Source organism: Paenibacillus glycanilyticus NBRC 16618, from assembly GCF_004000805.1.
GTDB classification, from domain to species: domain Bacteria; phylum Bacillota; class Bacilli; order Paenibacillales; family Paenibacillaceae; genus Pristimantibacillus; species Pristimantibacillus glycanilyticus.
In genome coordinates, this window is the sequence record NZ_BILY01000021.1 from 62,580 (window position 1) to 89,476 (window position 26,897).

The 26,897-nt window shown below is 46.4% G+C and carries 20 protein-coding genes; 5 read left to right on the top strand and 15 right to left on the bottom strand.

Annotated features, from left to right (window positions below; translation table 11 throughout):
• Positions 1-244 precede the first annotated feature (244 nt).
• Positions 245-607, top strand: a complete 363-nt coding sequence (locus tag PGL01S_RS17680) for a DUF1304 domain-containing protein (RefSeq protein WP_127495901.1) — start codon at positions 245-247, stop codon at positions 605-607.
• A 248-nt stretch (positions 608-855) separates the two neighbouring features.
• Positions 856-3,966, top strand: coding sequence for an amidase family protein (locus PGL01S_RS17685; protein WP_244935637.1), 3,111 nt, complete (start codon positions 856-858; stop codon positions 3,964-3,966).
• Positions 3,967-4,010: 44 nt separating this feature from the next.
• Here the strand turns inward: PGL01S_RS17685 and PGL01S_RS17690 are convergent, their stop codons facing one another.
• The 5 genes from PGL01S_RS17690 to PGL01S_RS17710 all read right to left on the bottom strand — a co-directional run bounded on the left by PGL01S_RS17690 (position 4,011) and on the right by PGL01S_RS17710 (position 8,586).
• Positions 4,011-4,925 carry an AraC family transcriptional regulator gene (locus PGL01S_RS17690; RefSeq protein WP_127495902.1) on the bottom strand — a complete coding sequence of 305 codons (915 nt, stop codon included), beginning with the start codon at positions 4,923-4,925 and terminating at the stop codon, positions 4,011-4,013.
• A 93-nt stretch (positions 4,926-5,018) separates the two neighbouring features.
• Positions 5,019-5,906, bottom strand: a complete 888-nt coding sequence (locus tag PGL01S_RS17695) for a metallophosphoesterase family protein (protein WP_127495903.1) — start codon at positions 5,904-5,906, stop codon at positions 5,019-5,021.
• Positions 5,907-6,017: 111 nt separating this feature from the next.
• Positions 6,018-6,992, bottom strand: a complete 975-nt coding sequence (locus tag PGL01S_RS17700) for a hypothetical protein (RefSeq protein WP_127495904.1) — start codon at positions 6,990-6,992, stop codon at positions 6,018-6,020.
• Positions 6,967-7,542, bottom strand: coding sequence for an RNA polymerase sigma factor (locus tag PGL01S_RS17705; protein ID WP_127495905.1), 576 nt, complete (start codon positions 7,540-7,542; stop codon positions 6,967-6,969). The genes PGL01S_RS17700 and PGL01S_RS17705 overlap by 26 nt, the downstream gene beginning before the upstream one ends.
• Before the next feature lie 216 nt (positions 7,543-7,758).
• Complete coding sequence (locus tag PGL01S_RS17710; protein WP_127495906.1) at positions 7,759-8,586, bottom strand: phytanoyl-CoA dioxygenase family protein; 828 nt, start codon at positions 8,584-8,586, stop codon at positions 7,759-7,761.
• Positions 8,587-8,669: 83 nt separating this feature from the next.
• Here PGL01S_RS17710 and PGL01S_RS17715 point away from each other — a divergent pair, with 83 nt between their 5' ends.
• Complete coding sequence (locus tag PGL01S_RS17715; protein ID WP_164775501.1) at positions 8,670-9,527, top strand: helix-turn-helix domain-containing protein; 858 nt, start codon at positions 8,670-8,672, stop codon at positions 9,525-9,527.
• Here the strand turns inward: PGL01S_RS17715 and PGL01S_RS17720 are convergent.
• The 7 genes from PGL01S_RS17720 to PGL01S_RS17750 form a co-directional block, all read right to left on the bottom strand.
• Positions 9,524-10,744: an RNA polymerase sigma factor gene (locus tag PGL01S_RS17720; RefSeq protein WP_127495908.1), complete on the bottom strand. Its 1,221-nt coding sequence runs from the start codon at positions 10,742-10,744 to the stop codon at positions 9,524-9,526. The two genes, PGL01S_RS17715 and PGL01S_RS17720, sit on opposite strands and share 4 nt — an antisense overlap.
• 10 nt (positions 10,745-10,754) lie before the next feature.
• A complete protein-coding gene (locus PGL01S_RS17725) occupies positions 10,755-11,099 on the bottom strand; it encodes a YciI family protein (RefSeq protein WP_127495909.1) in 345 nt (114 codons plus the stop codon).
• Between the two features lie 103 nt (positions 11,100-11,202).
• Entirely contained in the window at positions 11,203-13,317 is a 2,115-nt protein-coding gene (locus PGL01S_RS17730) for a GMC family oxidoreductase (RefSeq protein WP_127495910.1), read from the bottom strand.
• A 327-nt stretch (positions 13,318-13,644) separates the two neighbouring features.
• A complete protein-coding gene (locus PGL01S_RS17735; RefSeq protein WP_127495911.1) occupies positions 13,645-14,319 on the bottom strand; it encodes a hypothetical protein in 675 nt (224 codons plus the stop codon).
• Positions 14,319-15,386 carry a ParA family protein gene (locus PGL01S_RS17740; RefSeq protein WP_127495912.1) on the bottom strand — a complete coding sequence of 356 codons (1,068 nt, stop codon included), beginning with the start codon at positions 15,384-15,386 and terminating at the stop codon, positions 14,319-14,321. Before PGL01S_RS17740 ends, PGL01S_RS17735 begins: the two co-directional genes overlap by 1 nt.
• A 512-nt stretch (positions 15,387-15,898) precedes the next feature.
• Complete coding sequence (locus PGL01S_RS17745; protein ID WP_127495913.1) at positions 15,899-17,251, bottom strand: YheC/YheD family endospore coat-associated protein; 1,353 nt, start codon at positions 17,249-17,251, stop codon at positions 15,899-15,901.
• Positions 17,252-17,253: 2 nt separating this feature from the next.
• Entirely contained in the window at positions 17,254-18,591 is a 1,338-nt protein-coding gene (locus PGL01S_RS17750; protein ID WP_127495914.1) for a YheC/YheD family endospore coat-associated protein, read from the bottom strand.
• 152 nt (positions 18,592-18,743) lie between these two features.
• Here PGL01S_RS17750 and PGL01S_RS17755 point away from each other — a divergent pair, with 152 nt between their 5' ends.
• The gene (locus PGL01S_RS17755; RefSeq protein WP_127495915.1) at positions 18,744-19,814 is read left to right on the top strand and encodes a YheC/YheD family endospore coat-associated protein; all 1,071 of its coding nucleotides are present in this window, start codon (positions 18,744-18,746) and stop codon (positions 19,812-19,814) included.
• A gap of 67 nt (positions 19,815-19,881) precedes the next feature.
• On the opposite strand, the gene PGL01S_RS17760 is transcribed toward PGL01S_RS17755, so the two are convergent.
• Both PGL01S_RS17760 and PGL01S_RS17765 read right to left on the bottom strand, forming a co-directional pair.
• Positions 19,882-20,922, bottom strand: a complete 1,041-nt coding sequence (locus PGL01S_RS17760) for an NADH:flavin oxidoreductase (protein WP_127495916.1) — start codon at positions 20,920-20,922, stop codon at positions 19,882-19,884.
• Between the two features lie 147 nt (positions 20,923-21,069).
• Positions 21,070-21,963 (bottom strand): helix-turn-helix transcriptional regulator, encoded by an 894-nt coding sequence (locus PGL01S_RS17765; protein ID WP_127495917.1) that lies wholly within the window; start codon positions 21,961-21,963, stop codon positions 21,070-21,072.
• 165 nt (positions 21,964-22,128) lie between these two features.
• Here PGL01S_RS17765 and PGL01S_RS17770 point away from each other — a divergent pair, with 165 nt between their 5' ends.
• Positions 22,129-22,962, top strand: a complete 834-nt coding sequence (locus tag PGL01S_RS17770; protein ID WP_127495918.1) for a phytanoyl-CoA dioxygenase family protein — start codon at positions 22,129-22,131, stop codon at positions 22,960-22,962.
• A gap of 432 nt (positions 22,963-23,394) precedes the next feature.
• On the opposite strand, the gene PGL01S_RS17775 is transcribed toward PGL01S_RS17770, so the two are convergent.
• On the bottom strand, positions 23,395-26,868 hold the full coding sequence (locus PGL01S_RS17775; protein WP_127495919.1) for an SIR2 family protein: 3,474 nt from the start codon (positions 26,866-26,868) through the stop codon (positions 23,395-23,397).
• Between the last annotated feature and the right edge of the window lie 29 nt (positions 26,869-26,897).

Below are 26,897 nucleotides of genomic sequence, written 5' to 3' on the forward strand. Positions count from 1 at the left end.
GTAAATGACGGCTTCCCCTGGAAATACGAACACCTCCTCATGAAACCAATAATAGCTTCCCTCTACCGTTTTTAGTCGTGTCTTCCTAAAGTCATTTCAACAATAGCACCGCCCTCACCCATTGGATATTATCCGAAAGTAGTAATTCAGAACGAGCGGCGGCTGGTTGTTTTGCGAATAGTCATGTATAATCTTGTCGAACGAATTGCATGCAATTTATCTGAAAAAGGAGCGTCATATTCCCATGCTAATTGTCTCCGTCATCTTAACGGCGATTGTTGCGATTGAACATGTGTATATCCTGATCCTGGAGATGTTTCTGTGGACGGGTCCAAGAGCAAGGAAAGCTTTCGGAACCGACAAAGCGTTTGCGGAGGCAACCCAATCGCTTGCCGCCAACCAGGGACTGTACAACGGCTTCTTGGCCGCAGGCCTGCTCTGGGGGCTTGTTCATCCCGATGCCTCGACCGGGCACCAGATTCAGCTATTTTTCCTGGGCTGCGTACTTGTAGCTGCGGTCTACGGAGGTTTTACGGCGAAGCGTTCGATTCTGCTCGTTCAAGGTCTGCCGGCATTCATCGCACTGATTGCCGTGCTTTTAACTTAGTATTTTTCCAGGATGAATAAAAATGGCTGCGGAGTCTTTCTCCGCAGCCATTTTTTTATATCGATGTTCACTCATTTGAATAATGAAAACGCTTAATTATGTGTTAGAATACATGACAAAATTTATAAATAATTAATAAATTTATTTAAAAAATTTACTTTTATATGATTATACGTTAGATTTGTTGACGCTCTATTAACATGGTGATAGAATCTCTATCGAGTTCATATGGAAGGAGTTGCATGAAATTGTTCATAAGCAAAAGTCATCAATCGCAAGGCAAACGACAATCTACCTCCGATCGCGAGACTCCCCGGGGATCGAAACGCGCTTGGGGCAAAAAGTACGCTATCGCGGCAACCCTCGCGCTTTCCATGGTTTTCGCGGGAGTTATTCCATCCAATAACGCCTATGCGTTAACTAAACTGACATCCGCAGGCGGAATAGATTGGGAGATTCACGATTCATTCGCGCCTAACCTGGACACAGGCAGCATCCGCAGAGCGAGCAACACGCCTATACAGGGGTTTGGCAATATTTTCGTCCAGGTATCCACCTCGCCGTCGCCCCGGATGAACGGTCAATTAATGAGAGGCTTCGGGCTTGAATTCGACGGCAGCGACACCTTCGACACTACGCAGTCCGTCAATCTTGGCGACGTCCTCATTACACGCGATGTTTACCTGAACAGCGCAAGCAATAGCGTTCGTTTCTTCGATACCTTCACCAACACAACCAACGCTCCCGTAACCGTCAATGTATCCTTCGGCGGATCGCTCGGCTACGGCACCGGCCAAAATTACGGGGCCGTAAAAACGACCTCTAACGGCGACACAGCCATCGCAGCCGACGATTCATGGGCTTTAATAGGCACAAGCAGAGCTGCGGACCGCCCAATCGGCGTCATTCTTGGTTCCCCCGCTCCGTTTGAAGGAGCGCTGCAAGGCACCGGCGATCAACAGCAGAACCCTTTCACCACCCCGCTGGCAACCACCGGCAATGATGCGAATTTCTACGGCTTCATTCATAAGCTCACAATCGAACCCGGTCATACCAAATCGCTGGCCAGATACGTTCTTGCCGGAGAAACAGGCGAGGCTGGACTAACCCAAGCCGCGGATTCGCTTGATCAAATGACGGAAAATCCCGATCTCACCCACTTATCCCCCGCGGAAGTATGTACGCTCAGCAACTGGGATCTGTCCAGTCTCCCTGGATTTGATACTGCCGCTTGCGCGGATGTCACGCGTCTCGACATTCCGGCAGCTCCTGCTGCAGCTCCTACCGTAACGACCTCCAATTACGATGTCATTAACAAAAGCATTGAGCAAATGCAGTCCGATATGGAGAAAGGCATCACGACCTCCGAAGCGATCACAAGAGCTTATCTGGATCGTATTAACGCTTATGATCTCGGACAGCTCGGCTTCCACTCCTTCCTTCACGTCTCTGAAACGGCCATTCAACAGGCCAAGGCAGCGGATCAAGCTCGCAAAGAAGGCAAGACAGGCCAATTGCTTGGCATTCCGATTGCCGTCAAGGATATCTATGATACCAAGGATATGCCAACCACCGGCGGCTCCAAAGCGTTGGAAGGCTGGCAGCCTAAATCGGACGCTTACCAGATTCAGAAGCTGAGAGAAGCAGGAGCCATCATCATCGGCAAAGCTAACACATCGGAGTTTGCCAACAGCGGCAGCTTTAGCGAAAGCGGCTGGATGCAAACCTGGAATGCGCTCTATCCATCCAAAACTTCGTTTGGTTCCAGCGGAGGCCCCGCAGTATCCGTCGCTGCAAGCTTTGCGGCAGCTGCCATGGGCACGCAGACCGGCGTATCGCTGTACGCGCCATCTACGGGCGCCAGCCTGGCTGCCTTCCGCGGAACGGACGGCATGGCAAGCACGCGCGGCGTAATGCCGCTGACATGGGGGCAGGACTATGCCGGACCTATTGCCCGTACCGTCACCGACCTCTCTTATATCCTTAACGCAACAACCGGCACCGACCCGCAGGATATGCTGACGCAAGAGGCAGATGCCAAAAAACCTAGCGACTGGACGAAAGCTCTAGACCGCAATGCCCTGCAAGGCAAGCGAATCGGCTATATTCCTGCTTCGTTCGTGTCCTCCTACGCCGACGACGGCACGGGACAAGCTGTCATGCAGCACTTCGAAGACCTGGTGGAAGCAGGAGCTACCATGGTGGAGATGAGCGCGCCTCCGGGAGGCGGCACAAGACCCGCGGGCAATGCCGGCTCCGAGGGCTGGGCACGCTACATTGAGCTTAACCCGGATTTCCCTTACGCCACGGGTGACGAGCTGCTCGCCTCGCCAAAGCTGCTGTTATACAATCAAGCAAGCTTACAGGTACGTCCGCGAATGACCGAAAGCCAAGTACAGGCGTACCTCGCTTACAGAACGAACTACAAGAAGATTATCGCGGACTGGATGGATCAATACGATGTGGACAGCGTTGTGTATGCAGGCTTTATTAGCGATATGTATAACAACGACAGCGCCGCCGCTCAGCTAAGCTCAGACAGAGGCACCGGCGTACTTACCTCCAACGTTGGACTGCCGACGGTCGTAGTACCCGTGGGCAAGAACCCGAATGGCTATTCGATTTCCATGCAGTTGGTCGGCAAAGCGTGGGATGACGCGAACGTTCTGGCCATGGGCTACGCCCTGGAGCAGCATACTTTAGCTCGCAGCGTAACCGCGTTCGCGCCAGCACTGAGCTATACGCCGCCAACAACACCTCCGACAACAACGCCGCCAACAACAACGCCTCCGGGCAATAATAACGGAACGCCTCCGGGAGGCAATGAAACGCCGGGCGAACTTCCTGTTTCGTTCGCCGACACAGAAGGACATTGGGCGAAGACAAGCATCGACTTCCTGGTCAAGAAGGGATTATTGGCCGGTTACCCGGACGGCACCTTCCGCCCGGACCTTGGGATTACGCGCGCAGAGGCCTTAAAGGTGCTGGCGATACAGCTTGGACTTCAATCGCAGGCAAGCAGCTTCTCGGACGTGCCTAGTACGCATTGGGCTGCCGGTTTCATTGGAGCCGCTCAGAAATCCGGACTCATGAACGGTTATGCCGACGGAAAATTCCGCCCGGACGATCAGCTTAACCGGGCAGAAATGGCCGCCCTCGTAGCTAGAGCCTTCCAGTTCAGCGGCAGCAGCAATACTGCCTTCCCTGATGTGCAAGCAGGCAATTGGGCGCATACCTATATAGAAGCCCTTATAGCCAACAAAATCGTTACCGGGTATGCCGACGGCACCTTCCGCCCCGACTCCGCAATAACCAGAGCGGAATTCGCAACCATGATTACCCGGGTTCTTCAAAGCTAAGAACACAGAAACGGACGGACGCCAGCAAGCGTCCGTCCGTTTCTTTATTCTTTCTTTTCCTCGATTCGATACCATAATTCACAATACTCGTCCCCACCCTGATGCGTGCAGTACATCTCGAAGTTGCCTCCATCCATGATCGTGTACTTGGACGTTTGCAGCCATTCGGAGAATATACGGTTTTTAAGCGAACGCAAATCGTAATTCCCGCTCCCGTTTCCATCATTTAATGTGGAGAATACCGCCCAAGTAGATGCCGGAACATCAATGACCGTATACCCCTCTATCCTGCTTCCAGCCGATTTATAACATCCGATTAAATAAGGAAAAGTGGTATTGCTTGTGACCCTGTAGGAATCAAATGCAAAGACCTCTCCAAGCTCCGTGCTGAAATGGCCTTCAGCCCGCCAATCTCCGGCTAAGGAATGAAACAGCCGGTCAAACTCGCCATTCTTTGAAATGTTTTGCCAGACTTCCGGGATCGTTATCCCGTCTTGATTCGCAATATTGTCCATGCCGTATATATCTTCCAGCCCAAACACTTGAAAAGCTTTCCGTTCCTCAATTCGATAATTCATCTCGGCAGCTCCCTTGAGAATAATTTGAAAGGAGAGACGAGGGTATGCTTTCAATGGTCTACCCGCCTGCCGGGCCGCAGTAGGCGTCAGTCCGTGCAGATTCTGAAATGCCCGAGAGAATGATTCAGGCGTTTCATAGCCGTATTTCAAGGCGATATCCGTTACTTTGTTCTTCCTGTCCTGCAAGTCAAAAGCTGCAAGCGTCAGCCGTCTTCGCCTTATATATTCGGATAAAGGCATCTCAAGCACAAACGAAAACATACGCTGAAATTGATAGACGGAGCATAAGGCAATTCTAGCTATCTGTTCGTAATTGATCTCGTGCTCCAGGTTATCTTCAATGTATTCAATAGCCAGATTCATGCGCTGAAGCCAATCCATCTCGATCCCTCCTTTCGTAAGGAGCATAACACCGCGATGTTCAAGCAGCCTGACAATTCATGCAATAAAATGACAGATTGTCCTTTTTAACCATCAGACTGAATCCTCTTTAATATAAGTATCGAACCGGCGCTCTCTCTCCATGAGGGTAATGATTCTGGCGCCGCGCTTCAAATCGCCGTAAGTGTTATAGCCGGTAGCGCGTCCATATGCAAGCGTGATGCCATGAAGCGTGCCGATATAATCATTATTATGATCATGCCCCGCAAATACCCCCATCACATCTCCTCTTTCCAACAGGGCGGAGAACAAGCCGCTGTTGACCTTGGAGCAGCACACTTGCTCTCCTTTTGTACCTTCTGCCCCGCCGGATTCCCATACTTCGTTGTATTCGGGAAGAGGGATATGAAGGAAGGCAAGGCCAGGCAGCACGGCGTTATTTTTCTCGGCAAGCTGGCGGGACTGTTCTCTGTACCATTGAACCTGACCAGGCTGGATCCATGCGTATCCGCCGATGCTTTCATGCGCATATTCGCCAGAATCCATAAAATACAGAACGGCGGCATCGCTGCCCGACGAAGAGCTTTTGACCGTTGCCGTATAATTGCCTATGCCGCCAATGTCCTCCGGACCGGCCTCGCTAATGCAATTGCCGAATTCGGATAAAATCTTTTGCAGCTCCGGTTTCTTCACATTTCTTTCCGCATCGTGATTGCCGTAAATAACGGCGAACGGAATACCGGATTGGTCGGCGATTTGCACCGTTTTCCGGAATCCCCCTCTTAGATCGCCTGTTTCATTGTCGGCATAAATAACGTCTCCCGTGAAAACAATCAGATCCGGCTTCTCGGATTCGATCAAGTTTTTGATTAAAGCCAGCGAGCGGACATCCGCTTCCCCTAGACCGTCATACACGTGAATATCCGTAAACTGAATAATTTTAAAAGTTCCGTCCTCGCGAAATGCCAATTGCCTTCCCATCGCATAAGCCTCCTAATGAAGATATTGTTCTTCCCTCTTATTACTTATCCATCAACCCATAATATTCCTTGAAAAATAATGCTCTGCTCCAGCATTAATTCAGCAACCACCCTAATGTTTAGCGGCCTTAATAACCGCTTCCGCGAATCTCAATTGCTGCTTTAGATCCGCATTGCTATTAAGCCAGTACATCAATTCCCCGTCGCCAACCGGCTCAAGCCAGGTTAGATAAGGCGCATCTTGACCATTGGTATGGTAGATTGGTATACCTGAAACCTCGTGAATGCGTTCAGCCGAAGGGTTCTTATCGAAGACGGTCACCGATGTAAATTCACCATAAGTGCCGCTAAGCCTAAACGTTGAATCCCCTTTCCGATAAGTCAGACTAAGGACGGCATCTTCCATGTATGCCTGGTCGTCCGGTTTGAGTTTATAGTACGCATACGGATAACCCGATCCGGACTCGCTGGCCTCCACCCACTTTTCGGGTTCTAAAACATTCGGGTGACCAAGGTAAGGAGACAATTCCACCTCTGTAAGCTTGGCATCCGCTACCTGATCGCCAAGCTTCTTCAGCTCATTTAAATGGCCGACCAACCGGGTGGGGATATCTTCCGTAGATGAATAGCTGAAGCCTTGAAACACCGGATAATAACTCTCCGGCTCTTCATGTCTCTTTACGGCGTCGATATCGTCTTGGCCCATTATAATGATCGCGGCCTCCCCTTGCTGCAATTGATTATTAACCGTTCTCTTAATCCGGTCTAGAAGCTCAACCTGCTCCGCATGAATGGGCTCCGGCGATTGGACCTGCATGATTTCGCGTCCGGCATCGTCTTTTATCGTAAGTACGCCTGCCGTTATCGCATAAGTAAATCCGCATAGCAGCGTCACGGTTAGCACGATCAGCGCAATACCGATTGCCATCCGCTTAGGCTTATAAGCCTTATAACTTGAACCCCCCGCAGAATCAAGTTCAATCCGTTGCATAATCCGCTCGGAGAAATCCACAGGTGCAGGAGCGCCGCGCTCGGCGTCCCGTTTGAAATGCTCCAGCGGTTCAAAGCCCGGGGAATAATCGCTCATCGAGTTTTTCCTCCCTCATTTGCTTTCTAAGTTTCTTTCGGATGCGCTCGAACTTCTTGCGCAAAGCTATGGCTTTGCTTCCCGTAAGCTCCGCAATTTCGGCGAAGCTGCGCTCCTCCAGCGTTCGGAGAATAACCAGCTGCCGCTCCTCCGGGGACAGTCCGATTAATAGGCCGTCGGCCGACTCGTCGGAACTAGCCGTGGGAGCCGTTAACCATTGTAGCTGAATAAGAGACAACAACCGATGCTGCCCCTTATGCTTCTTGAGCGCGTTAAGGCAAAGCCGGTAAGCGATCTTGTATAGCCAAGCGGAGAAAGAGACGGTCTGCCGGTATTTCCCAATTTCGCGATAGGCTCTAAGAAATACTTCCTGTACGATATCCTCGGATTCCGCCCGGTCGCCTATCATGTGGTAGCAATAAAGATGAAGCCTTCTCTGAAAATGCAGCACAATCGCGCGATACGGTTCGACTTGTCCGGCTTGCACAGCTTTGACGAGTTTCTCAATTCGATCCGCGCTAAGCGGCTCCATAGATTCGTTAACGTCCATATGAACTCCTTTCCCGGTTCGGGGCCCCGATGCCTTTATAACAACCCCAAATCCAAGAATGTGACCGCACACTCTATTTTTTTATGTAAAATATTAACTAAATTAATCTTAACTATAATTCTTACAAGGACTGATGAAACCCTTGTTTCATTCGCAGCGCAAAAAAAACATCGCCGGAGCCTTTGGCTGCACAGCGATGTTTTTATCAGATGCTTTCTATTTGAAGTGGCCGCGCGGCTTCTTGCCGCTCCACCGTTCGTCAACCTTTTCCAAGCTCGACTGGTACCGCGTATCCACGCTGAGCCGATATTGGTTCGTCGTATTGGCTAGCGAGCAGTGCATGAGGAACATGCCAAAAATCAATACGTCCCCCGCGCGATACTCGGCCGTAGCCCATTTGCCTCCAAATTTCTCCGTAATGACTAGCGGATCATCCGTATAATGCCCGATACCGGGATCGCGGTCCGAATCCTTGGAGCCGTAAGACTTCTTCAGCTCCTCAAAATGATGGGAATCCAGGCAAATCGCCAGACCTCCCATGGCATAATCGATATCGCCAAGAGGCGACCATACGGTGTAGAGGTTATGCGTGCCGCGCCCCATATACACAATATCGTAATGCGCACCGGTAAAATCTCCTTGTCCAACGGCGCGAAGCCACTTGTAATGGTACGTCAGCGATCGTTCCCCCAGCAGCTCATCGAAGAAGCTCATTATATGCTCGCCATTCAGCACGCTGAGCAGTTCCGGCAAATCCTCGTTAGTGCCTCCCATGAAAATAGTTTTGCTGCCGTCGGCCATTACGCCTTCCTCCAGCAGCGTATCCCGGTCCAGCTTGCCCATCTTATCCATTTTCTTCAGGATGGCATGGCGCGCCTTCAACACTTGCTCTCGATTATGGAAGTCCCGAAGCAGCAAATAACCGTCCTCCGCAAGCCGCTCTCTTAAGGCGTCAGCATCATGCAATAGCTCATTCGAATCTCTCAGTTCCGTTAAATGAGGTCCTCCAAGCTCTAGCTCCCGGCTTCCTACTTTTAGCAGCATCCACCAACCACTCCTTAATCGGATAGTAGCTTCATTGTAAAGCCGGACCCTCTATCTATACCATGGAGGTCATTAGCAAAAACATGTATAATCGTACTAAAATTCCGAAAGGAAGGCTTGCCATGTCCTTTATGAATATCCCCTACGAGCTTGAAGAGCATCCGCTTCCGCCGCCCTGCAAGTTTCGGTTAATATGGAAGGTACAAGCGGATAACGCTTATCAGGTCACCAAGCCAGCCGGCTTCTCTTCCCCCGGCTTATTCGCAACCTGGGAAGGCAAAGGCGTAATAACGCTGGGAAGCGAGCAGCATGAGCTGGATGCCGGAACCTATATAATCGTACCGCCGGATATCCCGACCGCATACCGATGTCTCAATGGGAATTGGAAGTTTTATTTTCTGGAATTTGATTCGCTGGACATGGCCTTAGGATTAAACCTTCCTGTAGGCATTCCCGTATCCACCGCCAAAATGGCGGAAGCCGCCCGAATGAACGAGCGGCTGATTAACAATCTCATTATGAAGCCTGCCGGCTATGCTTACGACTCCCATCTGGCCATGCAGGAGCTTCTGCTGCTATTCGCCAGGGAACGGAATGCCGACCGCTCCGGCAGGCATCCCGAATTAGACGATATTTTGTACCGCATGCACCAAACGATTGGACAGCCCTTCCCGACCGAGGAATGGATTCGGCAAAGCGGTTTGTCGCGCACTGCCTTCTTCACCCGCTTCCGCGAGAGAACGGGTATGTCCCCCAACCAATATATGCAGGAGCTGAAGCTGGCCGCGGCCAAGACATCGCTCGAGACAACCCAAGCATCGGTGAAGGAAATTGCCGCCGCCTTGCAGTTCTATGATGAATTTCATTTCTCCAAGCTGTTTAAGAAAAGATACGGCCTGTCTCCCCGGGCTTACCGGCAGGGTGCATCGTTTGCAGATTAACAGATCTCTATTGCGCGTTGATGCAGGAACTGTTTTACGGAACGGTCCTCGCAAAGGCCAATCGCGCGGCTGTAAGCTGTCCGTGCTTCCTCAAGATTCTCCGTTAACCTGAGCAAATGGGCGGACAGCGCCCAATAAGGCTGGTAGCTGTCCCTGTTCGCTTGAGGTATCGCTTCTAGAAGAGCCAAGCCTTCCTTTGGACCGTATGCCTCCGCGACAGCAGCCGCGCGTCCTACCAGAATCCCGAGAGTTGGGCTCAGTTGGCTTAACCCCTCATATAGCAAGGCAATTTCCTTCCATTCCGTACGTCCGGTCCTTGCCCGCTGGGCATGAACGGACTGAATGGCGGCCATCAGCTGAAATCGTCCGATTCGGCCGGATCGCGCGGCTTTATGCAGACAATTTTCTGCCTCCGTTATCAACGGGGCGGACCAGCGCGATGTATCCTGCTCGCTTAGCGGAATATATCTCCCCGCATCGTCGCGGCGGGCTCTTTGCCGTGCTTCGCAATGCAGCATAAGCGCAAGAAGCCCCTGCGTTTCGGGTTCATCCGGCATATAAGCGGCAAGGAGTCTTCCCAAATAAATGGCCTCATCCACTAACCCTCTGCGTCTCGAATCGACTCCCGCAAGATCATCCCAACCGCTGCCATACGCCGCATAGATGGCATCCAGCACGGCATCCAAGCGTTGAGGCAATTCTTCAACGTCAGGCATGGTGAAGGTCAGACGGTCGCTTCGAATTTTTGCCTTGGCGCGCGTAAGCCGCTGTCCCATCGTGGAGGGCTTCACTACGAATGCGGACGCAATGCGGGATGCGTCGATGCCAAGCACGAGCTGCAGCATTAACGGCGTGTGAATCGACGGATCGATCTCGGGATGCGAGCACAAGAACAGCATTTTCAGCCGGTCATCAGGAAAGGCTGCGGAATCCATATGCTCCGCTTCCTCCGACATGGCGATCAGAGCCGAATAGGCTTTTTCGGAAACGCGCTCACGACGGAGGCGGTCCATAAGACGCCGCTTAGCCACCATAAGCAGCCAAGCCTCCGGTTTGTCCGGAATCCCCTTCTTCGGCCACGATTCCAGAGCGGTGACGAGGGCATCCGCAAGCGCATCTTCAACCGCCTCCAGATCACGCCAGTTTGCGGCTAGATAGGAAAGGATGCGGCCATAAGAATCGCGAACGGTATTTTCGATTGTCCGATAAGTATCCATCTCGCTCCTGTTACATAGCCGGGAGATTTTGCCTTACTTCCACGGCGTTCACGGGAGCACGGGCCGCCCACTCCAGCGCCGCATCCAAGTCAGGCACGTCGATAACGAATAATCCGCCAAGCTGTTCTTTCGTTTCGGTAAAGGGGCCGTCCTGTACAAAAATGGTTCCGTCATTTCGCCGTAACGTCGCTGCCGTATCTGGCGCATGCAGGCCAAACCCGGTAACAACAACCCCGGAATCACGCAGCGCATGAACATAATGCGACCAGCCTGCCAAATACTCCTGTTGTTTCTCAGGGTCCTTGCGAGCGGCGAAATCCTCCGTACTTTCAAAAAACATCAGCGTAAAATGCATGCTTCAAGCTCCTCTCATCGATCACTTATTTGACTTACATCTTTATGTCGATTTCGGAATGCGGATTTCTACAAGTCCTGTAAAATAATTTTCTCCTCAGTGATTAGCTCAGTTTCACCAGGTTATCCGCCGTGCGGAAGGCCAACGCCATAATCGTCAGCACCGGATTAACGCCGCCGTTCGTCACGTGAACGGACCCATCGCTCACCCACAGATTGTCGTATCCGTGCACGCGGCAGGACGGATCGGTGACGGATGTCTCGGGATCGTTCCCCATGCGAAGTGTACCCGCCTGATGCTGTCCTGCGCTTAAGCCGCCGCCCGGCTTAGTCTGCCACACTTCACGCGCCCCGGCTGCCCACAGCCACTTTTCCGCCTGCCCTCCCAGCACAGCCGCAGCTCGAAGGGACTCGGGGTGAACGCTGCCGGACAGGAACGCAACCGGTATGCCAAAACGATCCTTCACCGAATTCGACAGCTGCACCCTGGATTCCGGGTTAGGAATCTCCTGAATGGGCCCTTGAATCTGGCTCGTTCGCAGGAAGGTATCGCGCATCGTTTCCTTGCCCTTTAACCCCCATCTCGCCGCATTCGGCGAAAGCGCCCGATACCAATGGATAAGAGGCAGCCGGGTGAACTCGTTGGCGAGCAGCCCCCCGCCGATAATCCCCAAATGGCTATGTTCCGTGTTGAAAGTCGCTATGCTGACCCCTGGACCAAGGCCGTCTTGAACCACCTCGTCAAAAATCCCGTAAGCACCGGAATACACATGACCCTGCAGGTTTCTGCCGACTTGGCCATGCCGGTTGCCGATTCCGTCCGGCTCTGAATCGCTTGCGGAGTTAAGCAGGAGCCGCGCGCTTTCAATCGCTCCTGCGGCAACAACCACATGGCCTGCCTGAATTTGCCGACGTTGGACCGAACCGTTCCATTCCTGCACGAGACGGACTCCGGTCGCATGTTTTCCTCCATCGGTATCTATGTACTCGGCAAAAGTATCGCAGATCAGAGCGCAATTCCCCGTCGCTATCGCTCTTACCAGCATCGTGTTATGCCCGCCGTTCTTGCTGTTTGTCGGGCAGGCAAAGCCCACGCATTGACCGCATCTGCCGCAAGCCTGCCGGCCATCCCTTTCAACGGAGTTAATGAGGAGCGGTACGGCACCGGAATGCCAGCCTAGCTTTTGCGCAGCACGGGCTAACCGTTCGGCTTCCAGCGTCATAGGCATTGCCGGCATAGGATAAGGACCGTAACGCTTGCCTCTGCCGGGATGGGCACCCCCGTCGCCGGATACGCCAACTTCCCATTCCGCGCGCTGGTAATAAGGTTCAAGATCCTCGTAAGTGATCGGCCAGTCGGCGAGTGAGCTGCCTTCCGGTATTCCGTAACGGCTTGCCATACGGAAATCTTCCGTATGAAACCGCCACGCCTGCGCTCCGTAAACCCTTGTCCCACCGCCAACCGTCATCGCATTATTGTGGTAATCGCCATCAATAGGCAGCGTTATTCGCTCGCTGCCGTCCGCCATGGCAAACGTGCGAGGATTGCCTTCCACATCCGGACCCGTGTTATGCCCGTATTTGCTGATCCGGTGATTCCGCAGATGATCCCTGCCAACCTCATCGTATTTCAACCAGCTTCCGCGCTCAACAACAAGCACCTGCATGCCGGACTCGGCCAGGACAGCGGCAGCAACCGATCCCCCGGCACCGGCACCGATTACCACCGCATCGTATCGGTCGCGCAGCTGCTCCAGCGTTTTATGCGGGAAGTCTGCCTCCGGAGCTGGCGTTATTGCCTCTGCCACGGGGCCCGGACGAAAGCCTATCATCTCCCATGACTTTCCTTCTCTATTCCCTCCAGCCTCGGGAGTTCCGTAATAACCTTCAGCTGTTAGATTCAATAACGTCTCGAAAAATAGCTTCGACGAAACAGGCCAGTCCCGGCAAGCGTCCGATTCCGCTTCTTGCAGCAGTTGATCTTGCTCACCGGCAGGCAATTCGGAAAACGGCTTCCCATGAAGCCTCATGGCTTCCTCTTGCAGAGAGCGGAGCCCGGGTTCAATCACCTTTGCCCAGACTGCAGCGTCTTGCCCGGCATAATGCTCCAAATAGGTTAAGACTCCCGCATCGCTTGCCGACTGCCAATCATCCGCTGGAATCAATCGGTCCGTAACCGCTTTCAAAAGAGCATCTAAATGCAATTGATCTTGACTCATTTCCCTTATCCCTCCCTGTTTCTAGCTACTTTCATCATAAGCTGTTAGGCTAGTAATTTGCAAAGAAGTTTCGGTCTTTGATTCTATTTACGCATAACCGTATAAAAAATAGAGCATCGGCATCCATTCATCCGTGCTCTGTAAATTTTTTTCAACTTACTATTCAACTTCACCCTTACTCTTCCCCTACTTCAGTTGGATTCATACTGTACAAAAAAATCCAATTGCTGCGGCTGATCATTACACTAGGATTCCTCTTGGGGAAAAAGATACTAAACTAGAGCATTCATATCCCTGACACCTTGATAATAATTTCACAACCCAAATCTAGGAAAATCTATTGGTAATCAGAGGTGTGTCTGGAAATTTATGTTTTAAATAGTCTGCTAGCCATATATACTTTTCCTTCACTGATGAATTTTGTGCCCTAATATTAGTCTGAATAAATTCTTGATAGTCGGACAGTTTGTCTTGGTCTAAAAACTTAAAATAATCTACAAAATATAGTCCATCATTCTCAGTTTTTATAGGTAACTCCGTAAACAGCTCAGTTCCAGTTGTTACTATATCAATAAGATCATTAGAAACAATAATTCGAGGATATCTCGCTACACTTGATTCAATTTTATATGCTTCAATTAGGCCTAAACTAAACATAAATCCTTCCTTGTAAAAATGTTTTCCGAATGCTATTCCTCCACGTGATAAAATACCCTCATTGAACAGATCAAATTGATATTTACCAATTTTATTTAAAAACTCAATAAAATTTATCTTATTAAATTCTGTCGACAAAACAATAGAATCAGAAAACTGAACTACCTGCAATTGAATACCCGTGTCATTTAGTTCAATAGTACGTTTATGAACTTCATATAATTTATTGGCATATTTCCCTCGTAGTGCAGGTGACTCAATATCACTCTTTACCATATTAGAGAACCCCAATATATCTATAAAAGCTACAAAATAATATTCTAGTTCCTGTAACTCTTCTTCCATTATTGTAACAACTCCAACCTGGATGTTATCTCGCCATACTTCTCCTTAAATTCACTTTGCCTTCTAGCAGCATCTCTCCAAGTAGCACCACCCCATGGTTGATTTGTTTCAGTGATAAGTGAGGTATCTTCTCTGGTGATTTGAAAAACTGCTTTTCCACACTCTTGCAACAAAGGGGCAAAACTCCCAAAATCAGGAATGTTTGTCACAGAAATTGTTTCAACTGTTAATCCCATTGTTAGGTCCACATTTTGATTTGAATGTGATCTTAGCATTGGAAATAAATTTTCTAAAATACTATTTGGTATTCTGTCCATCCATAACTGGAAACCAGGTTTGGGTCTGCCATTTCTCATCTTAAAATGTTGAATAGTGGAGCCTAGAAAAACGGGTTTCCCATGTTTAACTGGTAAACCTATTGTTCTAAAATCATTATAAATTTGTGAATGCTCAGTAAGCCATCTATTTAGGATAGTTGATAAAGTCCCAATTGCTTGTACATTAAATCTATCAGGACCAGTTGGGATAAAAAAGCCGTCACATGCAAGAAAACAGCTTCTTGTTAAAGCACCCGAACTTGGACCAACATCAATCAGTATATAGTCGTATTGATTTTTCTGACCAATACGCGTTACAAAATCTCCTATAGCTACATATGTTCTTTTTTCATGAATCTTATTGGATGTTCTTTGACCGTGAGCTTCAGCCAATGCATCTTCAATGCTATTTAAAGAAACATCCCCTCTAATTAACTGAAGATTCTCATTTATATAATTAAGAACAACTGATTCAATATCAACCTCTGGAACTGCACCCTCAATTCTAGGCTGTAAGATCTGTAAAAGACTTGTGCCTGGTAATTCATTCATTTCTCCACGTTCTTCCTGAACTTTATCTAATTCCTCAATAGTGGAAGACAGCATTATCTCTGTTAAATTACACTGTGGGTCGGCATCAATTGCAAGAACTTTTTTTCCATTCTCAGCTAAATAGTGGGCTAAGTTAAATATAGTAGTAGTCTTTGAAACCCCACCTTTATGGTTGTAAAAGGTTAATACCTTTGTCATATAACCACCCCTTCAATATTAAAAGTTACTTCCAATAATTTCAACACACTAATTTTGAATATACCATGCCCATAGAACTATGTATAGATTATGTGGTACCTTATCTTTTAATAAAAAGTGGTAGTTTAAATGCATTCATCACGGGATAAGCATCATTTTTCACTTCTCTGGCCATCCGTATTCTATAGAACGGGCGATATCAGGGGCTGTTACATCGACCTAAAACTTCATGATTAATTTTATAGTTAGGAATTAGAACTTATTGTGGTAAGCAGATTATATTCCTCACTAAAAGAGAATGTTATTTCCATTGTAACAATACCATGTAAAAATAAGCAGAACGTTAAAACGTATCTTCAGCACAAAAATACAGAGCTACGATACCGCGCTCTGTATTTAACTCATACTTTATACTGTAGCCCGTCGCCACTGCATTCCCCTTATAGCTAAGCCAAAGCTTGATCTATTAAATAAAGTATAAGATTAAGACGATTTCATTAACATGATAAAAACTAGTTTTTGAAGCCCGCAAGCGCATTCGCGTACAGCAGTGGCTTAGCAACCTGCTTAAGGTATAAGTCCCTTTGCTTGGCATACAACGCCAGATGATGATCGGGCAAAATGTTCACTTCGAGCACATAAATATGACCGTTTTTATCCACCATTACATCGACGCCAATATCGGCGTAGTTTCCGCCTTTGGAATCAAATATTTTGCAGGCCTTGGTGCAGATCTCTATCATTCGGTTTTGCGTCAGCTGTGACCGGCTTCGGCTATACCCATAGGTGCCTTGAAGTGCATTTAAGCCTTTGGATGCAAAGCCGGCGGAGGTAAAGTTCGTAACAATGCCGTTTTTCTTGCCGAACCTTGCAATGACGCCCGTACAGGACCACTGCAGCTGTTCGTTTTTTTGCATAATGACCCTGAAGTCGATGCCTCTGCTGCCTTGTCGTTTCATTTCGATCCCTTGCTGCACGATATACTGATGTTCCCGCAGGAGATTGGCTAGAAAACCGGCTACTTCCTTAGACCCTACGGATACCATTCGATAAGGACTGGCCTTTTTGTTATTTTCGGGGTAAATGAATTGATAGCCGTCCCCTTTGCGAACCGCTTTTATAATTCCCCTAGCCATAGATTCCATCGTGGGTTTCAGATAAACGGCATTATACCGGGTCAACATTTCATCCAGATCCTTGCGGCTCTGCAGCTTTTTCGTATGGGGCAAATGCTTGCGGATCGCCGGATGCGGAGAAAGCCATCTCCATAACTTCCATTTGTTGAAATGGTCGCCAAGGAAATAACCGTTAAACAGACGCGGGCCAAGCACCCGTTTGAGGGCCTTGTAAGTAGGCGGATTCAGTGCTGCTCTTCTATATAAAGCGGATGGATACGGAAAAGTGCCCAGAGTCCACTTGGACTTCGCGCCTTCCGGAGAATAATAGTACCCTCGAATCTTCCTCGCTTGCAAAGAAATATCGTCCGCCCGGCAAATATAGATTAAGCCCTGTATAGAAGAATAGGGACGTAAGTAATCATTGTATTTTTTTATTTTCTCCATTGTAATAGCAGCCCCAGGTTTAAACGCGACAATCCCTAGCACGGGACCGATGTGGACGTTATTCCCTTTGACCAACACTTTATATTTCAAAGGCGGAAGGCTGTATCCCCCCAGCGATTGCGATGAAATACCAATTGTATCGCTTGGCAGGCTTTGAGATACTCTCACCTTTAATTGTCTGTTCCATGCCCCGAAATGCACCTTGACGGTGGACGGCCTGCCTGCGAATTTCCGCAAAAAAGCTTGGTTGACGAGTAAGCTGTCTTTCTCCGCATGATTCAGCTTTTTAACACGCATCGCCATGATTACGGCCTTCCTTTCAACGGATGGCTTGTGCCGAAGCCGGCTAGTTTTTTGGCATAAAGCATATTCGCCCTAATCGTCCGATGGAACATTTGCGTCTCCCCCGCGTCCAAAGCGATCGTATGATTGGGGTCGTTATGATTAACCTCGATAATCCACAATTTATTCCGTGTATCAAGAGCAAAGTCAAAGCCCAAATTTGCGGCATGATAGCCCGATGACACCAGCAGCTTAGCGATATTCCGAGCAATCTTTTCCATCCTGAGACAGACAGCTCCAGCTTCGGCTTCTCCCTTATGCAGAATCCTTCGAAGCGCCCGTTTACCTTCCATAGCTGTTCCGCCTTTGGATATGTTGCTGACAATGGACCTCCGAGGTCCTTGCCTTGCGATAATCCCCATCCGCTGCCAATTTCCTTGCCCGTCTTTCACCAGGATTAACCGGAAATCGATGAGACGCTCTTTGGAGGAGACCAGCTTTATTCTGTCTTGAATCAAATAGCCGGATTGATGATTTTGTTTCCGAAGGAATTGACTCAGCTCCTGCACATTCCGAAAAACCTTCTTCAATGAACCTTTATGCGTAACCGCGATTTTATGATTTTGTTTGGACAGCTTGAGAATATGGCTCCCGAATGATCCTCGAACCGGTTTCATATAGACCTCGTCGCTTTGCTCAAGCATTCGGGCAATGTCCTGCGGACTCTGATACAGAATGGTTCTGGGCAGATGGGTTCTGATGCTTCCGTTCCGGGAGAGGAGCTTGTGCATGCTCCATTTATCCAGCCGAAAATTATTAAAGACGGTTCTTCCCAGGCTGTTTTGAAAATGGGTCATTAACGGTGTACCGGTTAACGACTTGTTAATAATGGACGAAGGATATCGGTATTGACCGTAGATCCAGGTCTTTTTTACAGGCGAATACACAAACCCGTGAATCGTCTTTGTCTGAAGATTAACGGCATCCGGGGAAAAAGCCAGCAGCGCCCCATTCACGTGACGGTGTGTCTTCGCGTAATGGAGTAGATTCTTAAAGGGCAGACTGCCTTTTATCTTATCCACAAGAATACCGATATAGGGACCTACGCTGAGCGTATTTCCATCCTTTCGGACTTGAAATTGTCCCTCTGCCGGTATCTTTAATGTATTCATGCAGGCATGAGAGACGAGCATTTGGCCTTGCGGCACCTTCTCAGAGGTCATCAATTTAATCGGATGAGTCGTAATGCCGAATTGGAGAAGGAGACTTTGATTTTGGGATAAACTCCAATTCTTTAGGAATGCCGGGGCAACCAGGACCGTATCGGACGGCAGAGAGGAACGACTGCGTATCTTGATCATGGTTAGAATCCTTTCCCCCCTAAGAAATCAGCTATTCATTAGTCTATTATTCGCGTTCTGCAGTGTTACTTTGTTGATCATAATTGGGCCTTGTGTCCTTTCCCCCCTTCATTCATACACTGTGATTAGATCAAGGAGGGGAGGCTTTATTGGTGGCAACTCTCGGAATCATGTGGGATCGGATGAACAGAGGTGTTTTTAAATGGCAGGCCAAGGCCATTCGGGCGGCCGGGTTTGACAGGTTATTATTGTTTAAGCCTAATCATGTCGACCGGAGAAATCGAACCGTTGCCGGATGGGTCTATGAGAATAATCACTGGCGCTATGAGCCGAAGTCCCCGTATCCTTCTATCATCTATGACCGTGGCATCTATAGCGGACGAATGCTGCAGGAAGCTAGACAAGTGAAAGAGAACATCGGCATTCCTTTTGCGGGGGATTGGCTGGGTAACGATAAATGGAGCATCCATAAACATCTCTCGGTAAACAGCAGGCTTCGCCCCTATCTCATTCCTACTCTGCTGTTAAGCCATAATCAAGCCGTGCATACGATGCTGCATAAATATAACAAAGTTATTATCAAACCTCTTGGCACCCATAAAGGAACGGGGATATTGAAGCTGTCCTATAGGAACGGGAAATATGTGATAGAGGAAAATAAAAAGCAGAGACTCCCCTTATCTAAAGAGGGTTTACAGAGGAAGCTTGCCCAGCTGCGCAGCAAACGGAATTATCTCGTTCAGAAATGGGTCGATATAACGGATGCTTCGAACAGAGTCTACGATATCCGCGTACTCATCCAGAAGAATGAATTTGGACAATGGCATCTGACCGGGATGGGTGTACGGCTTGGGAAAGCCGGCAATATTACTTCCAATCTAGCTACTGAAGGCAGCGCGAAGGAGATTATCTCTTTCTTAACCAAACAATTCGGCCATACTCGGGCATTAAGACTGGAGCAAAAGCTTCAGGAACTAGCCTTTGAAATAGCTACTCAGCTGGAACGATCCTTTCAAAAACGGCTGGTCGAGCTTGGCCTTGATTTCGGGATTGACCGTCAGTCCCATATCTGGATCATTGAGGCTAACGCCATACCCGGCAAAGAGGTGTTTAAGCGGGCTACATCTCCAAAAGTGTTCAAACAAAGCCTGCAGCTTCCGATTTATTATGCGGGCTTCTTGCATAGAAGGCTATCGGGGAGAAGAGTACGGAGAAGGCAATAAAATCGCTCAACAGAGCAAAAAAGCGGCTCCGCAAGGAGCCGCTTTTACTCTAATAAAAGATATCTGTTTAGAATAGTGTCTTCAGCGCTTCAGGCGTGAACGGCACCAATTCAGTCAATTTACCTTCACGGATTTTGCTGGCCCATGCCGGATCAACCAGCAGTGCCCTGCCGATCGCCACCAGATCAAATTCATCATTTTCGAGCTTTTGCACAAGCCCATCAATTCCTGTATTGGCAGAGCTTTTTCCTTCTGTAAAGAAGGTCATAAAATCACTGTCGAGTCCAACCGAGCCGACGGTAATCGTCGGTTTGCCGGTGATCCGTTTCACCCAGCCCGCAAGATTCAAATCCGATCCGGCAAATTCAGGCTCCCAGTACCGGCGGGTCGAGCAATGGAAAATATCCACGCCTGCATCCACCAACGGTTGTAGAAATTGCTCCAGCTCTTCAGGATTATAAGCCAGCTTCACGGTGTATTCCCTTTCTTTCCACTGCGAAATTCGCAGCACAATCGGGAAATCCGGCCCAACAGCTTCGCGGCAAGCCCGGATGACCTCTTCGGCGAATCGGGTGCGGGCTAGCAGACTGCCCCCGTAACGATCCGTACGCTGGTTGCTTTTCTCCCAGAAGAACTGGTCGATCAGATAGCCGTGCGCGCCGTGAAGCTCTATGCCGTCGAAGCCGATCCGCTTTGCTTCAGAGGCCGCGTCGGCGAATGCTTGAACAATAGCGGTAATCTCGGCTTCGGTATAGTCATTCACTTGCTTCTTCGTGCCCATATGCCAGATTTGCGGCATAATTTTGCCGCCTGCAGCATGAACCTCGGATAAGACGTTAGCCCAGCCTTTTAAAGCCTCTTCGCCGTAAAAGTGAGGCACATCCTTAGAGTTTGAGGAATCGGGATGATTCACCACCGTTCCTTCGGTTATGATAAGGCCGACATTATTCTCGGCTCTCCGGCGGTAATAAGCGGCAACATCCGCTCCAGGCACCCCATTCGGAGACATAGCGCGGGTCATAGGCGCCATCACAATGCGATTGGCCAGTGAAAGCTGCCCAAGAGTAAACGGACGGAACAAGGATTGTACGGCTGTAGAAGTTGACAACGTTTTTACCTCCGATCAAGAGTTGGATGTTATTACAATTAGCAAACCGACATGCGTAAACGGATTCTCGTTATAGGAGATCCAATCGATATAGTTTTAGAATAACATAGGTTACCGTAAGTCGATAATCGATGCATCGAGTTTGGACTATCCATTTTTGAATTCCGTAGGCGTCAGACCCGTCTCCTCTTTAAAATTGCGGGAGAAATAATGGACGCTGGCATAGCCAAGCCGCTCCGCGATCACATCCATCTTCTCCCCGCTCAGCAGGTAATATTTCGCTTTACGGATACGTTCGTTGATGAGATATTGCTTCGGGCTATCGCCGGTACATTTGCGAAACAGCGATGAGAAATAAATGACGTGATAGCCGCATAGCGCTGCGAGCTCATTCACGGTCCAGTTCTTCTCCGGCTGCTCATTGATCGCCTGGAGCGCAGGATCAATCTTGTCCTGCTCCGGCGACCTCGGCCGCGTCGTCAGCTGACTGCGAACGATGGCAGTGATCAGTTCTGTCATTAATGATCGCAGTAAGATGCGGTAGCCAGGCTGCTCGTTCATGTATTCTTTTACAATCCTCATCAGGATGGGTTTGAGGTCTGGCTTGGTGAAAAAAGGCGGCAGCTCCAGCAGCTCTTTGCTTGGGAGCTCAAGCTTGTAGCTGGGACGGATACTGGCTTGAAGCTTCTCCTCGCTGCAGGCTTCAATCGAGAATGCGGGATGGACAGGCTCCGGCGATGACTGCCGGTAAGCAAAATGAACACCGATGAAGACGGCACCCGTTCGAGCGATAATCCGATGCGGACAATGGGGTCCGTACAGCGCGCTGTCTCCTGCTGCCAGCGTATATCGCTCTTGGCCGATACTTATCTCGGCTTCCCCCGAGAGCAAGCAGAATAACTGATAGTCCGGGATGATGCGGGGCCCCCATTGCTCAGCGGCAGGCACTTCGGCGCGACTCGCAAAGTTAATCGTTGGCTGCAGATCATCGATAGAGCCCAGGACGATATCAGGATAGGAATGCGGCGGGTCTTGGATCATACGGCGAAATCACCTCATGGCAGGAATGATCAAGGATATTTGAAAAGTGCAAAGACCTGTTTCGTATCTGTAAATACACCGCTTGCAAACTCCGCTATGCTTAGCACATCAAGCCATAACGCAAATTCGATTGATTTTTCGATTGATTATTAAGGAGGAGTTGCTATGTTAAGTCAAGCACAAATCGCGGAGTTTGAAAACAACGGTTTTCTAAAAGGTGGGGTCGTGCTGAGCGACGACCAGGTAGAGGAGCTTCGCGAGGAGCTGGATAAGGTGATGAACGGCGAGACCGTCAATAAGCCTGTCTTGAATCGCAACATGCTGGATTCGGATTCCCCCTATGACAATATGAAAATGATCACTAGCGAGAGTGTCGTCCAGATCGTTAATATCTGGCTCGCCAGCGATCGTTTCCTCCAGCATGCCTCTCATCCGGTTATCTGCGAGGAAGTGGCGCAGCTATGCCACTCCAATTCGCTTCGCATCTGGCATGACCAAGTGCAATATAAGCCGCCGATTACGGGCGGACCTACGAACTGGCACCAGGATCATCCGCTATGGCCGATCATCCAGCCTGCCGATCTCGTCAGTGCATGGGTCGCGCTTGACGACGCCGTCATCGAGAACGGCTGCATGTGGATGGTCCCGGGCAGCCACAAGTGGGGCAATCACCAGCGCTATCTGGCGAACACGCCGGACTTCATGCCGTACCATAAACATCCGGAGATGCTGCCGAATAACGCGGTCTTAAATGCCGTGCCGTTCGAGATCAAGAAGGGCCAAGTGGGATACCACCACTGCCTGACTTGGCACGGCAGCCCGCACAATCGCTCCGAGATGAAGCGCCGCGCCATCGCCGTGCACTACATGCCGGGCCACACCCGATACGAGCCTGTAGGCGAGCACGTCATGCTCTCCTACGTCAACGTAAAGCCGGGCGAGCTGCTTGTGGGCGATCATTTCCCGGAGGTGTACCGGAAGCAGGGGGTACAGGTTTAATGGTTTTAGGTTGGAGCCGCGCGGACTTTTTTGTGTTACTGCAATTTTGTTTATGCAATTAATGTTCACTCAGGGCGATGATTCCTCGATATTCCCTCTAACAGAAACATAAAAATACAGAGCATCGGCCCCATCCTCGCCGTGCTCTGTATCTCAAATTACTTCTATTCAACTCTAAGCCCCTACTCGTCCCCAACCTCAATCGGATTCTCCTTAAAAATCTCGACTATTTATTAAATAAAAAACATCACCTGTGAATATATCCGATACCTAACAAAGAGCAAATAAAAAAGACTGTGACAACCTGCCTTACGACAAGCTGTCACAGTCCCTAAACTGGTGTCAGACTCTAATCCATTCTTGCTAATCGGTCGTTCCTACGTCATATTACGACAGTTTAATACAGCTTATCATAATTAAATATTTTTAAATTTACTTTGACATATTATATTCCTTAATGAGTTCATCAATATTCAATTCATCGGGCAATTCATTTGTAGTTTCAATATATTCTTCATCTACCCCATTAACTAAGCAATGAAACCTATGTTCTAGATATCTGTAATGACTCTCTCGTGCCAGAGTAATGCCTCTTTTTATCCAAATGCTACTTTCTTCACTAAATTCACTTCTTAAAAACTTAGCATAAAAATAAATTGCCTCGGTACAATAATATCTAATTGGTTGTAAATCTCTTATAGCAGATTCATAATAATCTATTGCTTTATCGTAATTCTTTTCAATAAAGGCTAACATTAATGATTTTAAACCTGAAGTATAGGGATTAGTTACAACTAAATTATTAATTGTCTTTCTATCCAAAATGCCTAGTTTCGCAAGTATATAATTATTTTGCATTAAATCTATATACTGTTTTTGATATAAACTATTAACATAGTTTTTTAATGTATCAACATTCAATACTCTAGTATTATACTGCGCTTCAAATCTATAAAAATGATTTATACCCTCATCTTTTATTAATTTTTTATACTCCCCGGCATGGAATACAAGATCATTTATTAAATCATTATCGATAATTTTACTTTCAATAATATATTTTCTTATCTCCCTAAGATCCCTATATTTGTAAACATTAATTGCACTAAATATAATAATCCCTTGTACCATGTCATCATTATCAAATGAATATAATTTTTCTATAGGAACTAGATTCTGAAGTTCAACATATGCTTCTTCAAATTCTCCATCATAATATTTTGAGTTAATTATTATAGACTCAAGCATTATATCTGAGTTCTCAATATCATAAAAATATTTTTTTATGGCTCTAATCTTTCTGTGAAATATAGAAGCTTGACCAACTTTTTTAAATAAACTATTTAACCTACCGATAAGCTGTAACTTTTCAATCTTATCCTCATCAAATAAAACAATATAATCTAGACACTTTAAGCAGTTTTCGATATTTTGATCAAAAACTCGTATTCCGATACCTTCATTTTCATAATAAATAGACACAACTTTCTCAATAACAAAAACAATAAAATCATATGCTTTTTTGTAATATTCAATCTTTTCTTCATTAGTTCTCTTAAGGAATTGTTTTTCTGCAAATCTTCCAATTATCGATTGAAGCTTGATAAACCCTCGATTTATTTCAATCAAAGATTTGTTTTCCAAAGAATTTATTTCTCTATCTGTTATTCGTACTGAGTGCCACTTATAACTATCCTGTTGAAAGAATGTTTTAATATTATTCATATGAATTCCATCTGGAAAAATGGAAAGAATCTCGAATAATAACTTCTCATTAGGTGATAATCTTTTGTACGAATACGATATGGATTGATACAATGACTTAGAACGTTCTATATTAGCATCGGCCTTATCGTCAAAGATATCTTCATAGCCAACCTCAGTAATACTAAAAAAGTCGGCTTCAAGTTCATCTTTCAACAAAAACATGCTTTTTGTCTTTGGTATATTACGAGTTATTACTTTAATTGCTAAAGGATTATTATTCAACAATTTATCGAGTATCTCTTCTTTTAGTATCTTCATTTCACTTTCTTTTATAATTGATTTGTAACACTTATTAAATAATTGAAGAGCTTCCTCATTTGTAAATCCCCTGAGTTCATGTCTTTCTTCGAATTCGAAATCAATCCATTCTCTTGATGTGATAATTATATTAGAATATTCACAAATAAACGTTAAAAGACCTTTAATTTTTTCTATATCCTCAATGTACAATAATGGTTCAAAGTTATCTAATATAATAATTACATCGAGCTTCATATTATTCTGTAAAATATGCTCTTTAATATTTATTGAACTATCGATCCCGAAACAATGTCCTATTTTATACTCAAAAGACTGGTAATTATTTATAAACTCACAATCAATAAAAAATATTCCGTCCGAGTAATATCCTCTTTCAAAAAACTCAAGTGATACTTTTTTTATTATTGATGTCTTACCAATACCGCCTGATCCTTTTATAGTTAATATACTATTATTATTATTAAGTACCTTTCTTATAATATCTTCAATATCCGTCTTTCTACCAACAAAATTAGATAAATTTTTCGCATCAATACTTTCAGATAATCTTGCTTTACTTCTTTCTTTTAAGACTATAATCTGGGGGTTCCCTATTTCTAAAGACACAAAGTTAAATCTCTCTTCATTAAATATAGTTACAATATTTGATACTTTCAGCGTTTTTTTATGAAAAAATTTAAAAATTAAACCACTTAAATCTTCACCCTTAATTAACGCTAAAGGGAATGATAATTTTTGATTCTGTAAATCAAATTCATTGTCAATAAATAAAAAGAAACCTTTAAGATGCTCTGCAATTAAATTATCATCAATTTCTTGCAATGTAATTAATTTGCTTTTAAAGTATTGATCTTCAATTATTATTTTATTTTTAATTGTATTTGAAAAAGCAAAGATAAAGTCAAAATCAACCAAGCTGCGGATTGTTTCAATAGAAAAGTTAAAACATTCAATTATTACATTGTACTTACTAAAATTCTTTAGTATCTTTTCAAACGTAACGGTATTATCTTTATCGATTGGTGTACTAATAAGAATTGCAATACGAAAATCCACTTTTTTAATTACTTTAGTTTCTTCAATAATTAATTCTGTTGAAATACTTGTTTGGTCAAGATTTTCTTTAATTTCAATTAATTGATCTAGATATAAATCAAGTTGATCCCAATCACTAATCTTTATCGGTCTAACTCCATCTGTTTCTTCGAAACTATTATTAGTTGTAATAATGTAATGGTTCTTCGAAAACCTTCCATATAGCTTATTTATATATTCAAATTGCTTTTTAACATACTCATCAGATAAACTAAAACCTATAAACAAAATTGTATAATCCGATATTAAACCCTTTAATCTTTCTATAGCGGCAGTATCTGTATATAGTAGATCGTAATCATCTTGAAAAAAAATACATTTTTCAGGATTTTCTATACATCCATGTAGTTTTAATAAATAATTATCTTTCTCCAATAAGCTAGCAATATGAAAAGTATTATCGAAAACAACCTTTTTAAATCTAGTTGCATTCTCGAGAACTTTATCATAATTCGTTGTTATGATTTTTGAAGAAATTTTCCCTAATTTTTTATGTAATTCTAAATTCAAACCATCTAATGATCTATCAATCTCTCTGTCTAAAACTTCATAAACCTCTTTTCTTCTATGTTTAATCTTGTCTAGAACCTCAAGAGTCTGGAACATTTTTTGTTCTAATCCGTCTTTTAATATTTGGTATCTTTTGTCCTCATTCACTAGCTCGTTAAGTACTTGAATTACAAGATCATTCCAATTAGGGAATCCTAGTGGAGTGGATAAACCTGCTCCAACAAACAAGATAAGTTTATCATTCTTAATTGCTTCAACAATATTAGCGTTCATAAAAACCCCTTTAGTAATTTAATAATATA

What these genes read in the sequence shown, in the direction of transcription:
- PGL01S_RS17680 (WP_127495901.1), top strand. Translation starts at nt 245, where the DNA reads ATGCTAATTGTCTCCGTCATCTTAACGGCGATTGTTGCGATTGAACAT.
- PGL01S_RS17690 (WP_127495902.1), bottom strand. Translation starts at nt 4,925, where the DNA reads ATGGATTGGCTTCAGCGCATGAATCTGGCTATTGAATACATTGAAGAT.
- PGL01S_RS17695 (WP_127495903.1), bottom strand. Translation starts at nt 5,906, where the DNA reads ATGGGAAGGCAATTGGCATTTCGCGAGGACGGAACTTTTAAAATTATT.
- PGL01S_RS17700 (WP_127495904.1), bottom strand. Translation starts at nt 6,992, where the DNA reads ATGAGCGATTATTCCCCGGGCTTTGAACCGCTGGAGCATTTCAAACGG.
- PGL01S_RS17705 (WP_127495905.1), bottom strand. Translation starts at nt 7,542, where the DNA reads ATGGACGTTAACGAATCTATGGAGCCGCTTAGCGCGGATCGAATTGAG.
- PGL01S_RS17710 (WP_127495906.1), bottom strand. Translation starts at nt 8,586, where the DNA reads ATGCTGCTAAAAGTAGGAAGCCGGGAGCTAGAGCTTGGAGGACCTCAT.
- PGL01S_RS17715 (WP_164775501.1), top strand. Translation starts at nt 8,670, where the DNA reads ATGTATAATCGTACTAAAATTCCGAAAGGAAGGCTTGCCATGTCCTTT.
- PGL01S_RS17720 (WP_127495908.1), bottom strand. Translation starts at nt 10,744, where the DNA reads ATGGATACTTATCGGACAATCGAAAATACCGTTCGCGATTCTTATGGC.
- PGL01S_RS17725 (WP_127495909.1), bottom strand. Translation starts at nt 11,099, where the DNA reads ATGCATTTTACGCTGATGTTTTTTGAAAGTACGGAGGATTTCGCCGCT.
- PGL01S_RS17730 (WP_127495910.1), bottom strand. Translation starts at nt 13,317, where the DNA reads ATGAGTCAAGATCAATTGCATTTAGATGCTCTTTTGAAAGCGGTTACG.
- PGL01S_RS17735 (WP_127495911.1), bottom strand. Translation starts at nt 14,319, where the DNA reads ATGGAAGAAGAGTTACAGGAACTAGAATATTATTTTGTAGCTTTTATA.
- PGL01S_RS17740 (WP_127495912.1), bottom strand. Translation starts at nt 15,386, where the DNA reads ATGACAAAGGTATTAACCTTTTACAACCATAAAGGTGGGGTTTCAAAG.
- PGL01S_RS17745 (WP_127495913.1), bottom strand. Translation starts at nt 17,251, where the DNA reads ATGGCGATGCGTGTTAAAAAGCTGAATCATGCGGAGAAAGACAGCTTA.
- PGL01S_RS17750 (WP_127495914.1), bottom strand. Translation starts at nt 18,591, where the DNA reads ATGATCAAGATACGCAGTCGTTCCTCTCTGCCGTCCGATACGGTCCTG.
- PGL01S_RS17765 (WP_127495917.1), bottom strand. Translation starts at nt 21,963, where the DNA reads ATGATCCAAGACCCGCCGCATTCCTATCCTGATATCGTCCTGGGCTCT.
- PGL01S_RS17770 (WP_127495918.1), top strand. Translation starts at nt 22,129, where the DNA reads ATGTTAAGTCAAGCACAAATCGCGGAGTTTGAAAACAACGGTTTTCTA.
- PGL01S_RS17775 (WP_127495919.1), bottom strand. Translation starts at nt 26,868, where the DNA reads ATGAACGCTAATATTGTTGAAGCAATTAAGAATGATAAACTTATCTTG.